Origin of the sequence: Agrococcus terreus, from assembly GCF_014645235.1 — a bacterium.
Classification (GTDB): domain Bacteria; phylum Actinomycetota; class Actinomycetes; order Actinomycetales; family Microbacteriaceae; genus Agrococcus; species Agrococcus terreus.
Genome location: NZ_BMLM01000001.1, coordinates 1029549 through 1042722 on the forward strand (window position 1 = coordinate 1029549; position 13174 = coordinate 1042722).

The following is a 13174-nucleotide window of genomic DNA, read 5'->3' on the forward strand; positions in this document are numbered from 1 at the left end:
ACGGAGGACACGTGGCAGACACCGCCACCATCGACGCGCCTGAGACGGGCGCTCCCCAGCAGCAGGGCGCGCGCGACCGCGACGCCCTCATCCCGCAGCTCGCCCGCGCCGTGCGCCAGGTCGAGGCGGGCGTCAAGCGCGGCGCCGTGTCGCGCTCCACCCGCACGAAGCTCCAGGTCGTAGCGATGCTGGCGCGCGAGGAGCGCGCCCGCGTGCGCGCCGACGAGGCGCTCAGCCCCGCAGCGCGCGCCGAGGACCTCAAGCGCCTCGACGGCATCGCCGTCATCCTCGCCAAGGCCGCGAGCCGCGAGCCCACGCTCCTGCCGCTGCTCGGCGAGGGCGCGCCCATCACCGACGCCGTGCGCGAGCGCAAGGCCGAGATGCTGCAGGCCGCGGGCCTCGAGCCCGAGCCCGAGCCCGCGCCCGCCGTCGAGGCGGAGCCGCTCGAGCCGCAGGCGCCGCAGGTCGTGCCGCCCTCGGTGAAGCGCGTCCTGCTCGCGAACCCGTTCCTCGAGCCCGACCTCGACCACGTGCGCCGCCGCCCCTCGCGCGACCGGCTCGCGGGCTTCGACCTGCTCTCGCCGCTGTACCTCTCGTTCGAGGTCGGCGCCGACGGCAGGCCCGCGTGCATGCCGCTGCCCGACCCGAAGCGGCGCATCGCGCCCGGCGGCAAGGAGCTCATGCACCACCAGGCAGAGCTCGTGCAGGCCGCGCGCGACGGCCACCGCACGTTCCTGCTCGCCGACGAGCCGGGCCTCGGCAAGACCGCGCAGGCGCTGCTCGCCGCGCAGGCCGCCGACGCGTTCCCGCTGCTCGTCGTCGCGCCGAGCGTCGTGAAGATCAACTGGGCGCGCGAGGTCGAGCGCTGGATCCCCGGCCGCCGCGCCGCGGTGGTGCAGGGCGACGGCGACACGCTCGACGCGTTCGCCGACGTCGTCATCGTCAACTACGAGGTGCTCGACCGCCACATCGGCTGGCTCGGCCAGTTCGGCTTCCGCGGCATGGTCGTCGACGAGGCCCACTTCATCAAGAACGTGCGCTCGAAGCGCTCCCGCCACGTGCTGCAGATCGCCGCGGCGCTCCGAGAGCGCATCGGCAACCCGCTGCTCATGGCGCTGACGGGCACCCCGCTCATCAACGACATCGAGGACTTCGGCGCGATCTGGCGCTTCCTCGGCTGGATCGACGAGAAGGAGCCGAACGCGCTCCTCACCGACCGGCTCGAGGACATCGGCCTCACGCCGATGGACCGCGCGTTCTACCCGGCCGCGCGCCGCGCCGTCATCGACATGGGCATCGTGCGCCGCCGCAAGCTCGACGTGGCCGCCGACATCCCCGCCCGCCGCATCGCCGACATCCCCGTCGAGCTCGACGACGCCGCCGTGCGCTCCATCCGCGCGGCCGAGCGCGAGCTCGTCGACCGCATGCTCCGCCGCTACGACGCGGCCATGGAGCAGCGGCCCGCCGACCAGCGCTACGAGGGGCTCGTCGACGGCGACCTCGTGCGCCGCATCGCGCGCAGCGAGGTCGAGACGAACGAGACCGGCACGGGCGAGAACGTGTTCGCGCTCGCCCGCCGCATCGGCCGCGCGAAGGCCGAGCTCGCCGCCGACTACGCGGGCCAGCTCGCGCACTCGGTCGGCAAGGTCGTCTTCTTCGCGAAGCACATCGACGTCCTCGACGCCGCCGAGCGCACGCTCGCGAAGGCCGGCATCCGCACCGTCTCGATCCGCGGCGACCAGACGCCGACGCAGCGCCAGGCGGCGATCGACGCCTTCACGAACGACGAGGGCGTGCAGGTCATCGTCTGCTCGCTGCTCGCCGCCGGCGTCGGCGTCAACCTGCAGACGGCGGCCGACATGGTGCTCGCCGAGCTCTCGTGGACCGACGCCGAGCAGACGCAGGCGATCGACCGCATCCACCGCATCGGACAGTCGATGCCCGTCACCGTGTGGCGCATCCTCGCCGCGCAGACCATCGACACCCGCATCGCCGAGCTGCTCGACGAGAAGGCCGGCCTCGTCGGCCGGGCGATCGACGGCGCGGCGGGCGACGAGCCGACGAGCACGGACCTGCGCCTCGAGGCGGTCGTGGGCCTGCTGCACGACGCGGTCGCCGACCGCATCGCGCAGCGGTAGGGGAGCGGTGCCCGACCCGGTCTTCGACCACCCGCGGCTCGCCGCGGTCTACGACCCGCTCGACCCCGACCGCAGCGACCTCGACGCGTACGCGGCGATCGTCGCCGACGAGCTCGGCGCCCGCTCGCTGCTCGACGTCGGCTGCGGCACGGGCACGTTCGCGATCCGGATGGCGGGGCTCGGCCTCGCCGTCACGGGCGTCGACCCGGCCGCCGCGTCGGTCGACGTGGCGCGCGGCAAGCCGGGCGCGGAGGCGGTGACCTGGGTCGACGGCGTCGTCGACGCCGTGGCCGTGCCGGCGCCCGGGCGCGGCTTCGACGCCGCGACCATGACCGCGAACGTCGCGCAGGTGTTCGTCGACGACGCCGACTGGCTCGCGACCCTCCGCGCCGTCCGGGAGCGGCTCCGCCCCGGCGGGACGCTCGCGCTCGAGGCGCGCCGGCCCGAGCGGCGGGCATGGCTCGAGTGGACGGAGGCCGCCACGCGGCAGGTCGTCGACGTGCCGCACGAGGGCCTCGTCGAGGACTGGGTGCAGGTGACCGCGGTCGACGGCGAGCTCGTCACCTTCGTCTCGCCCACGCTCTTCCACCGCGACGGCGTGCGGATCGACTCGACGTCGACCCTGCGGTTCCGCAGCCGGGAGGCGATCGAGGCGTCGATCGCCGAGGCCGGGCTCGAGGTCGTCGACGTGCGCGACGCGCCCGATCGGCCCGGCCGCGAGCACGTCTTCCTCGCCCGCCGCCCGGCCTGAGCCCTCGCTGCCGCTCGGCGCCGGCCTGAGCCCTCCCTAGGCCTCGGGGACGGCCTCCTCGAGCGACGCCTCGCGGGCCCGCTCGAGCGCCTGCACGAACACCTCCGGCGGCTGCGCGCCCGAGACCCCGAGCCGCATGTCGAAGACGAAGAACGGCACGCCGCTCACGCCCAGCTGCTGCGCCTGCGCGATGTCGGCGCGCACGGCCGGCAGGTGCCGCTCGTCGGCGAGCGACGCGCGGATCTCCGCCTCATCGAGCCCCGCGCCCGTGCCGATCGCGACGAGCGCATCGATCGAGCCGATGTCGACGCCCTGCTCGAAGTGCGCCGAGAGCAGCGCCTCCTTCACCTCGTCCGCGCGGCCGTGCGCCTTCGCGAGGTGCAGCAGCTGGTGGGCGCGGATGCTGTTGGCCACGACGACGCGGTCGAAGTCGTACGCGAGGCCCTCGCCGGCGGCCTGCTCGGTGACGTGCGCGAACATCTGCCGCACCTGGTCGATCGGCATGCCCTTGCGGCTGGCGAGGTACTCGGCCTCGGTGCCGTCGTGGTGCTCGGGGAGGCTCGGGTCGAGCTGGTAGGAGTGCCAGGTCACCTGCACCTCGTCGCGGTGCGCCCAGCCGGCGAGCGCGCGCTCGAAGCGCCGCTTGCCGATGAAGCACCAGGGGCAGGCCACGTCGGACCAGATGTCGATCTGCATGGTCGATGCAACCGCGATGCGCGAGGGGCATTCCCGCGCGGGACCTCCGCGCGCGGCGCTGCCGCCCTAGGCGGGCAGCTCGTCGATGAGGGCGTCGGCCTCGGGGTCGTCCCAGTCGTCGAGGTCGAAGTCGTCGTCGTCCTCGTCGTCCTCCGAGCCGTCGTCGTCCGAGCCGTCGTCGGCCGCGTCCTCCTCGTCGTCCTGGCCGAGCCACGCGTCGGCGGCCGCCTCGAGGTCGTCGTCGCCCTCGGCGTCGTCGACCTCGTCCTGGTCGGCGTCCTCCGCGAGCTCGTCGCGCAGCCACTGGTGCAGCTCGCCCTCGCCCTCGGCGTCGACCATCGCCTCGACGCTCTCGTCGTCGAGCGGCAGGATCGCGGCTACGCGGTCGCCGTCCCGCGCGACGATGGTGTCGGCCTCGCCGTCCTCGCCCGGCACCCGCTCGACGCTCTCGTGCCAGCCCGCGAGGATGTCCTCGACCTGCGCCGCGAGCCGCTCGCGGTCCTCGTGCCAGTCGCTCATCGCGCGCCCTCCGCATCCGTGGCGCCCGCCGCGTCCGCGGGGGCAGCATCCACCCTGCCACCATCCGCGCCGCGACGCGCCTCGCCCGTGCGTCGACGCGAGCCACCGGTTCCCCCGCGCGCCTTGCGGATGTAGTCGGCGCCCGCGAGGACGTGGAGGGCCGTGCCGACGAGCAGGAGCACGAGGCCGCCGACCGTCGCGGCGGGCCACACCGTCTCGCCGAGCACGAGCACGACGACGGCGGTGAGGAGCACGGCCGTGCGCCACTTGCCGAGCCACGACACCCGGATGCCGCCGTCGCGAGCCGCGGCGCCCGCGAGGGCGACCGTCGCGACGTCGGTCGCCGCGATGATCGCGAGCACCCACCAGTCGACGACGCCGACGATCGCGAGCGACAGCGTGACGCCGGTGATCCCGACGCGGTCGGCGATGGGGTCGAGGATCTCGCCGAGCCGGGACGTCTGGCCGAGCGCACGGGCGAGCACGCCGTCGATCCAGTCGGTCGAGGCCCACAGCGCGAGCAGCACGGGCGGCCACCACGACCCCTCCGCGCCCTGCAGCACGAGCAGGCACACCGGCACGAGCAGCGCGAGGCGCGCGACGGTGATCGCGTTCGGCACCGTCCACACCCGCGTCTCGAAGCTGCCGGCCATGGCAGCATCCTCCCGCATCCTCGCCCGCCTGCAGGGGATCCTGAGCGCAGCCCGAGGCTCGCGGGCGGACGGGCATGGGCACCCTTGGCACCGTCACCGGCCCGGGCTAGCGTGAGCACGTCGCACCCCTCGAGCCCCGGAGGTCGCCCATGCCCGTCCAGATGGTGTTCCCCAACTACGCGGTCGCCGACGTCGCCCGCGCCACCGCCTTCTACGAGGCGCTCGGCTTCCGCAAGAACCCGCAGTTCAGCGACGAGACGACGAGCTGCGTCGTCGTGAACGACGCGGTGGCGATCATGCTGCTCGAGCACGACCGCTTCGACTCCTTCCTCACCGACGACCAGCGCCGCACCACCGACGGCTCGCTCGAGAACCTCCTCGCCGTCCTGCTCGGCAGCCGCGAGGAGGTCGACGCGCTCGCCGAGGCCGCGCTGGGCGCCGGCGGCACCCTGTCGAAGCCGGTCGAGGCGAACGAGCACGGCATGTACGGCGGTCAGCTCACGGATCCCGACGGCCACATCCTCGACTTCTTCTTCATGGAGGCGCCGCAGGCCTGACCTGCGCGCCCCACCTCGACGCGGCGCGGCGGCGCGGGCGGGAATGCTCCTGCCCGCGCCGCCGTTGCACCGTCGTCACCTCACCCCGGAGCACCATGCAGACGCACGAGCACGCCCAGCAGGGCACGCAACCCGCCCCTCCCGCCCGACCCGACCGGCTGCCGCCGGGCGGCGCGACGATCATCGCGACGCTGCTCGTCTCGGCGTTCGTCGTCATCCTCAACGAGACCGCCATGAACGTCGCCATCTCGACGCTCGTGCGCGATCCTGCGCTCGCGATCGACGAGCGCGCCGCGCAGTGGCTCACCACCGCCTTCATGCTCACCATGGCCGTCGTCATCCCGACGACCGGCTGGCTCATGGCGCGCTTCTCGACACGCACGCTGTTCATCGCCGCGATGAGCGCGTTCGTCGTCGGCACCGTCGTGGCGGGCATCGCCCCCACCTTTGCGATCCTGCTCGTCGGCCGCGTCGTCCAGGCGTCCGGCACCGCGGTCGTCTTCCCGCTGCTCATGACGACCGTGATGCGGCTCGTGCCGCCCGCCCGCCGTGGCGCGTTCATGGGCACGATCTCGCTCGTGATGTCGGTCGCGCCGGCGCTCGGCCCGACCGTCTCGGGCGCGATCCTGCAGTTCGCGACCTGGCACTGGGTGTTCCTGGGCGTCGCGCCGCTCGCGCTCGCGATGCTGCTCGTCGGCGCTCGCAGCCTCAAGCCCACGCCGGTGGAGGGCGCGCCGCGCCTCGACGCGCTCTCGATCCCGCTCGCCGCCTTCGGCTTCGGCGGCCTCGTCTACGGCCTCTCGCTCATCGGTGCGGAGGGGCTCCCGGCCTGGCAGCTGCCGCTCGCGCTCGGCGTCGGCGTCGTCGCGCTCGTCGCGTTCGTGCTGCGCCAGGCGCGGCTGCAGCGCACCGACGACGCGCTGCTCGACCTGCGCACCTTCCGCCACCCGCAGTTCACCGTCGCGATCGTCATCATGGTGCTCGCGATGGCGTCGATGTTCGGCTCGCTCATCGCGCTGCCGCTCATCCTGCAGCAGGCGATGGGGCTCGAGCCGCTGCAGGTCGGCCTCATCACGCTGCCCGGCGCGCTGCTCACCGGCCTCCTCGGCCCGTTCGTCGGCCGCCTCTACGACCGCGTCGGGCCGCGCCCGATCGTCATCCCTGGCGCGATCGTCGTGCTCGCGGCGCTCGTGCTCTTCGCGCAGCTGCAGCTCCAGAGCCCCTGGTGGGTCGTGCTGCTCACGCAGATGGTGCTGAGCCTCGGCTTCGCGTTCACGTTCCCGCCGCTGTTCACCGTCTCGCTCGCCTCGCTGCCCGGCCACCTGTACGGCCACGGCTCGGCGATGGTGAGCACGGTGCAGCAGGTGGCGGGCGCCGCGGGCACCGCGGCGTTCGTGACCGTCATGGCGACCCAGCAGGCGGTGCTCGTCGAGCAGGGCGTCGACACCGGCGCGGCGCTGCTCGAGGGCGCCCGCTTCGCGTTCCTCGGCGCCGCGGCGCTGTGGCTCGTGGGCGTCGCCGCGACGTTCTGGCTGCGGAAGCCCGCCGACCACGTGGCCGACGAGCCCGAGCACGACGAGGCGGCGACGCCCGCGCACTGAGAGCCGCCACCGCGATCCACCCCGGGGCCGTCCGCACGCGCGGGCGGCCCTCGTCGTCCAGCCGGCGCCGGTAGATTGCCCCCGTGGGCGAGATCCTCCAGTTCATCGAGCAGTACTGGTGGCTCGGCTTCTTCGTCGTGCCGGCCATCGGCGGCTGGATCGGCGGCGTCGCGAAGTACAACGAGCGCAAGCGCCGCGACCGCATCGAGCTCGAGCGCATCCGCCGCGCCCCGCTGCAGCAGGTCTCGGCGCCCGCGCAGCCGGCCGCGGCCGCGCACGACGCGACCGCCGATCGCGACCGGCAGATCGAGCGCATCCTCGCCGACCACGCGGAGGTCGACCGCCGATGGCTCGAGTTCGAGCTCGACGTCGCGAAGCTCATCGACTACCCGCTCGTCACCGACATGCGCGAGCCGCTGACGCAGGCGTTCCACCGCGCCCGCCGCGTCGCCGAGGGCCTGCGGCCGGAGGAGCCCCGGTCGCTCCGCCCCGAGGGCGCGCTCGAGCGGTACCGGGATGCGGTGCGCGACTACGAGGTCGCGTTCGACGCGGCCGTGCGCGAGGCGAAGCGCCGTGCCCAGACGGGCTTCTCGGACGACGAGCGCGCGCGCCTGCAGAGCGCGCAGCGGCTCATGGCGCTCGCCGGCGACGACGCGTCGACGCCCGCCGAGCGGCAGGTCGCCTACCGCCGCGCGCGGCGCGAGCTCGACGGTCTCATCGCGCTGCCCGAGGCGACGACCGACGACCTCGAGCGGCGCATCGCGGGCGAGCTCGAGGCCTGACGCGCCCGAGCCTGCGGGCTAGGGGCGGAAGGCGGCGATGCGGGCGGCGGCGTCGGCGGGGGAGTCGACGAGCGCGATGCCCGCCTCGCCGGGGCGGCCGCGCATGACCGCCTGCAGGAGCGGCCAGGCGGGCAGCTCCTCGGTCCAGTAGCGCTCGCCGAGCAGCACGAGCGGCGCCCACGCGCCCTCGGCCGCGTACGAGTTCTCGCACGCGTCCTGGAAGATCTCCTGCACGGTGCCGCCGGCGCCCGGCAGCACCACCACGCCGCCGGTGGCGACGCGCAGCAGGATGTCCTCCCGGACCGAGTTCTGGAAGTACTTCGCGATCGAGGTCGCGAACGAGTTGGGTGGCTCGTGCCCGTAGTGCCAGGTGGGGATGCCGAGCGAGACGCCGTCGCCGATGCGCGCCGCGACCGCGCGGGCGCTCTCGATCCACGCCGGGATCGCGCCGCGGAAGCTCGGCACCGCGGCCAGCTCGTCGATCGCGGCGTCGAGCTCGGCGGTGGTGCGGGCGGCCGCGCGCGCGCCGAGGTTCGCGGCCTCCATCGCGCCGGGCCCGCCGCCCGTCGCGACGACGCGCCCTGAGCGCGCGAGCGCGTGCCCGAGGTGCGCGGCGGCGCGGTAGGCGTCGGAGTCGCGCGTGAGGCCGTGCCCGCCCATCACGCCGACCACGATGCGGCCCTGCACCCATTCGGCGAGCGCGTCGTCGATCGAGTGGTCGTGGAGCGCCGCGGCGAGGGTGTTCGCGATGTCGTGGTGGCGGGTGCGCGACCACGCGTAGACGCGCGCGTCGAAGCTGGCCTCGTAGCCGTGCTCGATGCCCTCCACCAGGTCGTCGGGTGAGTACAGCGTCGAGCGGTAGGCGTTGAACGGCGTCTCGGGCACGTCTCTGAAGACGAGCGCGCCCTGCGCGACGAGCCGCTGCGCAGCGCCCGGCGGCAGGTCGGCCCCGAGCAGCAGCGCGCCGTGGCCGTCCATCTGCTCGAGGATGGGCCCGCGGTCGCGCAGGTCGACGTCCTGGATGCGCCACCCCGACATCCGCCCACCGGGCCTCGCGAGCCGGTCGAAGGCCTCGAGGGTCCCGATGTCGATGCGGCGGCCGTGCTGCGGCCGCTCGTCGAAGTCGCGCATGGAGCGGAGCCTAGCCTCGGCCGCTCCGGCCGCTCCTGAGGTCAGGCCGGCTGCACGCCGAGCACCTCGATGCGGCTGCCGCCGCCGGGCACGGGCACGACGCGGATGCGGGCGGGGATGCGCTCCTGCATCTGCTGCACGTGGCTGATCACGCCGACGCTGCGGCCGCCGGCGCGCAGGTCGTCGAGCACCGCCATCGCCTGCTCGAGCGTGTCGGCGTCGAGCGAGCCGAAGCCCTCGTCGACGAAGAGCGTCTCGAGCGAGACGCCGCCCGCCTCGGCCTGCACGACGTCGGCGAGCCCGAGCGCGAGCGCGAGCGATGCGAGGAACGTCTCGCCGCCCGAGAGCGACTCCGTCGTGCGCGCCTTGCCGGTGTGGGCGTCGAGGGCGAGCAGCCCCAGGCCGCTCGCGCGCCCGCGGTAGGCGGTCGACTCGTCGTGGACGAGCGCGAAGCGGCCGCCCGTCATGCCCGAGAGGCGCAGGTTCGCGGCGTCGACGATCGCCGCGAGCCGCGTCGCGAGCACGTACGTCTCGATGTCCTGCCGCTTGGGGTTCTCGCCGCGGAGCGCGCCCGCGAGCGAGCGGAGCGCGGCGGCGTGCGCGGCGCCGTCGGCGAGCGCCGCGAGCGCCGCGCGCGCCTCGGCGGCGTCGGCGAGCGCGAGCCGGCGCCGCTGGTCGGCCTTGGCCTCGGCGCGCGCCGCGGCGCGATGCGCGGCCGTCGCCGCCTGCAGCGCGGCCTCGAGCGGCTCGAGGTCGGGCGCCTCGTCGCCGAGGCCCTCGAGCTCGGGCTGCGCGAGCACGCCACGGGCGCTCGCCTCGCGGTCGTCGTGGTCGCGGATGCGGCGGCGCAGCCCCGCGCGCTCGTCCGGCTCGAGCCGGGCCGCGGCCGCCGCGCCGCGGTCGGCGAAGCCGTGCGCCTCGAGCGCCGCGACGCCCGCCTCGGCGGCCTCCGCGGCCTCGGCCCGCGCGGCCGTCGATCCCGCGTCGGCGTCGAGCCAGCGCTGCAGCGCGTCGCGACGCGCGGTCGCCCGCGCCAGCAGCTCGGCCGCCGAGCCGCTGCCCTCGAGCGCGTCGGCAAGCCGCTCGTGCACGTCGGCCTCGCGGGCGGCGGCGGCCCCGGCGTGCTCGCGGCGCTCCGTCGCCTGCGCCTCGAGCGCGGCGATGCGCGCCTCGAGCGCCGCCGCGGCCGCGTCGTGCGCCTCGATCGCCCCCTGCAGCCGCGCCCGCTCGGCCGCCGCCTCTCGCGCTCGACCACGGTCGGCGCGCGCGGCGGCGAGCGCCTCGCCGAGCGCTGCCTCGTCGTCGCCGCCCGCGACCGCGGCGCGCGCCGCCCGTCGGGCGTCGACCTCGGCGAGCGCGGCGTCGGCCGCCCGCACCGCTGCCGTCGCGGCCTCCGCGCGCTCCCAGGCCGCCGCGACCGCCTCCGGCGTCGCGGCGTCCGCCGACGGCGAGGCCGGGGCGGGATGGTCGGTCGCGCCGCACACGGGGCAAGGACCGCCCTCGGCGAGGCCCGCGGCGAGCTCGCCCGCGATGCCCGCGATGCGCGCCTCCTGCAGCGCGGCGGCGTGCGCGGATGCGTCGCGCGCGGCCGTGAGGGCCGAGGCCGCGGCGACCCGCGCGGCGTCGACCTCGACCGCGAGCCGCGCGGCGTCGCGCGCGGCCTCGAGCCGCTCGGCGGCCGTCGCGACCGCGGCCTCCGCAGCCTCTGCGCCGGCGGCCTCCGCGCTCGCCGCCTCGCGCGCGCCGACGAGCCGCTCGCGCTCGGCGGGCCCTGCCGCGCGCTCGGCCCGCGCGGCCTCGAGCGTCGCCGCCGCCTCCTCCGCCTCCGCCGCGGCCTTCGCGGTCGCCGCGGCGAGCCTCGGCAGGGCCCGCTCGAGCTCGGCCGCCACCTGGCCGACCGCGGCGTCGTCGACGGCCGTGCCGTGCGCCGCCTCGACGGCGTCGCGCTCGGCCTCGACGTCGTCCGGCAGCTCGGCCGCGGCGAGCTCCAGCGCCGCGTCCGCGACGAGCAGCGCCGCGTCGGCCCGAGCCCAGCGGTCGAGGGCGCCCGCGGCCTCGGCGGCGCGCTCGGCCGCGTCGAGCCTGGCGCGGTCGGCGTCGATCGCCGCAGCGGTGCGCTCGAGCTCCTCGAGCGCGGCCCGCGCGGCGTCGCGCCGCCGCAGCAGCGCGGCCCGCTCGCGCGCGTCGTCCCGCGCCACGCGGGCGCTCCGCTCGGCCTCGCCGGCGCGGGCGGCCACGGCCTCGGCCGCCTCGACCGCCGCCGCGAGCGCAGCCTCGAGGGCGTCGAGCTCCGCCTCGTCGACGGCGCGCTCGACGTCGTCGCCGTCGTCCGCGCCCTCAGCCTCGGCGGCGGCCGCGGGTTCGTCGTCCACGCCCTCCGCCTCGTCGTCGGCATCCGCGCGCGCCGCCGCCAGCGCCGCCGCGGCCTCGCGCACCCGCCGTCCGCGCTCGGCGAGCAGCGCCTCCTGCGCCTCGCGCTCGGCCGCGAGCGCCTTGCGGTCGGCGTCGAGCAGGTCGCGCAGGCGGCCGAGGTCGCCCGTGCCGAACAGCCGCAGCAGCAGCGCCTTCCGCTCGTCGCTCGTCGCGCGCAGGAACTCGGCGAAGCCGCCCTGCGCCAGCAGGATCACCTGCAGGAACTCCTGCTTCGTGAGCCCGACGAGGCGCCCGACCTCGTGCCCGACCTCGCGCGCGGTCGTGGCCACCGGGTCCCAGCCGTCGGCGGTGCGCTCGAGCAGCGTCGCCCGCGCCGGCTCGCGGGTCGTGCCGGTGCCGCGCGCCTTCGGCCGCTCGTACTCGGGGGAGCGCACCACCCGCAGCACCCGGTCGCCGAGCTGCACGTCGAGCTCCACGACGGTCGGCGAGCCGGGCCCGGCGAGGTCGCTGCGCAGGTGCGCGCGCTCGTCGTACCGCGGCGCCGAGCCGTACAGCGCGAAGCTGATCGCGTCGAGCACCGTCGACTTGCCGGCGCCCGTCGGCCCCGCGATGAGGTAGACGCCGTCGCCCTCGAACGAGCCGAAGTCCACCTCGAAGCGGTCGCGGAACGGGCCGAACGCCTCGAGCGCGAGGCGCAGGATCCTCATCGGGCCGCCTCTGCGGCCGCCGCGCGCGCGAGGCCGTCGAGCACGAGCGCCCGCTCCGCCTCGCTCGCGCCCTCGCCGCGCACGTGCGCGAGGAAGTCGTCGACGACCTCCGGCTCGCTCCGTCGCGCCAGCCGCTCGCGCACCGCGGCGCCCGTCCGTGCGCCCGCGCCGCCCGCCCACTCCACCTGCGCGCACCGCGGCCAGCGCGCCTGCAGCCGCCGCATCGCGTCGAGCGGCATCGCGGCGTCGGTGAGCACGACGCGCAGCCAGTGCTGCTCGGTGCCGTCGAGCGAGGGGTCGTCCAGCAGCGCGTCGAGCTCGCCGCGCACCTCGGTGAGCGGCCGCGGCACCGGGAGGTCGAGCCAGGTCACGGCCGCGAGCCCCGCGGCGTCGAGCTCGACGAGCCAGCCGCCGCGCTCGGGCGAGCGCTCGCGGAACGAGTAGTGCAGCGGCGCGCCCGAGTAGCGCACGCCCTCGGCGAGCACCTGGCGGGAGTGGATGTGGCCGAGCGCCGCGTAGTCGACGCCCTCGAACGCCGCGACCGGCACCACGTCGAGCCCGCCCGCGCGGATGTCGCGGGGCGCGTCGTCGTCGGCCTCCGCGACCCCCGCCGCGAAGCAGTGCGCCAGCACGACCGAGCGCACGGGCGCGCCCGACGCCTCCGCGGCCGCCGCGAGCCCGGCCCGCACGGCGTCCATCGCCCAGCGCATCGCGTCGGCCTGCGTGCGGATGCCGGCCTCGGGCAGGGCCGCGCGCAGCACGACCGGCTCGAGGTAGGGGATCGCGACGACGTGCACGGACCCGTGCTCGTCGGCGAGCTCGACGACCCACGAGGCCGGATCGAGCGCGTCGGTGGAGAGGTGGAGACCACCGGCGCGCGCGAAGGCCGCGTTCGCGCCGAGCCGCGCGGGGGAGTCGTGGTTGCCGCTCGAGAGCACGAGCTGGGCGCCCGCAGCCCGGATGGCGCCGAGCGCCTCGGTGAGCGCCTCGACGTGGCGCCCCGCGGGCATCGCGGAGTCGAACACGTCGCCCGCGACGAGCACGACGTCGATGCGCTCTCGGCGAACGCGATCGGCCATCGCGGCGAGCACCTCGACGAGCGCCGGGAGCGTGTCCGCCCCGTGGAACGTGCGCCCGACGTGCCAGTCGGAGGTGTGCAGGAGACGCATGCGACCACCGTAGGCGGCGCGGCTGACGTCCAGGAGGCATCCACCCGGCCGATAGGATGGTCGGAGCCCCACCCGCCCGCTCGAGAGGGACTGCACC

At 76.2% G+C, this 13174-nt stretch carries 11 protein-coding genes; 5 read left to right on the plus strand and 6 right to left on the minus strand.

Annotated features, from left to right (window positions below; genetic code table 11):
* Nucleotides 1–11 precede the first annotated feature (11 nt).
* Both IEW90_RS05055 and IEW90_RS05060 read left to right on the plus strand, forming a co-directional pair.
* Nucleotides 12–2138 (plus strand): DEAD/DEAH box helicase, encoded by a 2127-nt coding sequence (locus IEW90_RS05055; protein WP_373284714.1) that lies wholly within the window; start codon nt 12–14, stop codon nt 2136–2138.
* A 7-nt stretch (nt 2139–2145) separates the two neighbouring features.
* Nucleotides 2146–2889 carry a class I SAM-dependent methyltransferase gene (locus tag IEW90_RS05060; RefSeq protein ID WP_188716686.1) on the plus strand — a complete coding sequence of 248 codons (744 nt, stop codon included), beginning with the start codon at nt 2146–2148 and terminating at the stop codon, nt 2887–2889.
* A 36-nt stretch (nt 2890–2925) separates the two neighbouring features.
* Here IEW90_RS05060 and IEW90_RS05065 read toward each other — a convergent pair whose 3' ends face one another.
* The 3 genes from IEW90_RS05065 to IEW90_RS05075 all read right to left on the minus strand — a co-directional run bounded on the left by IEW90_RS05065 (nt 2926) and on the right by IEW90_RS05075 (nt 4757).
* Nucleotides 2926–3585, minus strand: a complete 660-nt coding sequence (locus IEW90_RS05065) for a DsbA family oxidoreductase (RefSeq protein WP_188716688.1) — start codon at nt 3583–3585, stop codon at nt 2926–2928.
* A 66-nt stretch (nt 3586–3651) separates the two neighbouring features.
* Entirely contained in the window at nt 3652–4104 is a 453-nt protein-coding gene (locus IEW90_RS05070) for a hypothetical protein (protein WP_188716690.1), read from the minus strand.
* A complete protein-coding gene (locus tag IEW90_RS05075; protein WP_188716692.1) occupies nt 4101–4757 on the minus strand; it encodes a CDP-alcohol phosphatidyltransferase family protein in 657 nt (218 codons plus the stop codon). The genes IEW90_RS05070 and IEW90_RS05075 overlap by 4 nt, the downstream gene beginning before the upstream one ends.
* Nucleotides 4758–4906: 149 nt before the next feature.
* Between IEW90_RS05075 and IEW90_RS05080 the strand changes: the two genes are divergently transcribed.
* From IEW90_RS05080 to IEW90_RS05090, 3 genes are all read left to right on the plus strand, one after another.
* On the plus strand, nt 4907–5314 hold the full coding sequence (locus IEW90_RS05080) for a VOC family protein (protein ID WP_188716694.1): 408 nt from the start codon (nt 4907–4909) through the stop codon (nt 5312–5314).
* 95 nt (nt 5315–5409) lie between these two features.
* On the plus strand, nt 5410–6915 hold the full coding sequence (locus IEW90_RS05085; protein ID WP_188716696.1) for an MDR family MFS transporter: 1506 nt from the start codon (nt 5410–5412) through the stop codon (nt 6913–6915).
* A gap of 83 nt (nt 6916–6998) precedes the next feature.
* Complete coding sequence (locus tag IEW90_RS05090; RefSeq protein ID WP_188716698.1) at nt 6999–7697, plus strand: hypothetical protein; 699 nt, start codon at nt 6999–7001, stop codon at nt 7695–7697.
* A gap of 18 nt (nt 7698–7715) precedes the next feature.
* On the opposite strand, the gene IEW90_RS05095 is transcribed toward IEW90_RS05090, so the two are convergent.
* From IEW90_RS05095 to IEW90_RS05105, 3 genes are read right to left on the minus strand one after another with little or no spacing between them, the layout of a single operon-like run.
* Nucleotides 7716–8828, minus strand: coding sequence for an SLOG cluster 4 domain-containing protein (locus tag IEW90_RS05095; RefSeq protein WP_188716700.1), 1113 nt, complete (start codon nt 8826–8828; stop codon nt 7716–7718).
* Nucleotides 8829–8869: 41 nt separating this feature from the next.
* Nucleotides 8870–11908, minus strand: a complete 3039-nt coding sequence (locus tag IEW90_RS05100) for an AAA family ATPase (protein WP_188716703.1) — start codon at nt 11906–11908, stop codon at nt 8870–8872.
* On the minus strand, nt 11905–13077 hold the full coding sequence (locus tag IEW90_RS05105; RefSeq protein WP_188716705.1) for an exonuclease SbcCD subunit D: 1173 nt from the start codon (nt 13075–13077) through the stop codon (nt 11905–11907). Before IEW90_RS05105 ends, IEW90_RS05100 begins: the two co-directional genes overlap by 4 nt.
* Between the last annotated feature and the right edge of the window lie 97 nt (nt 13078–13174).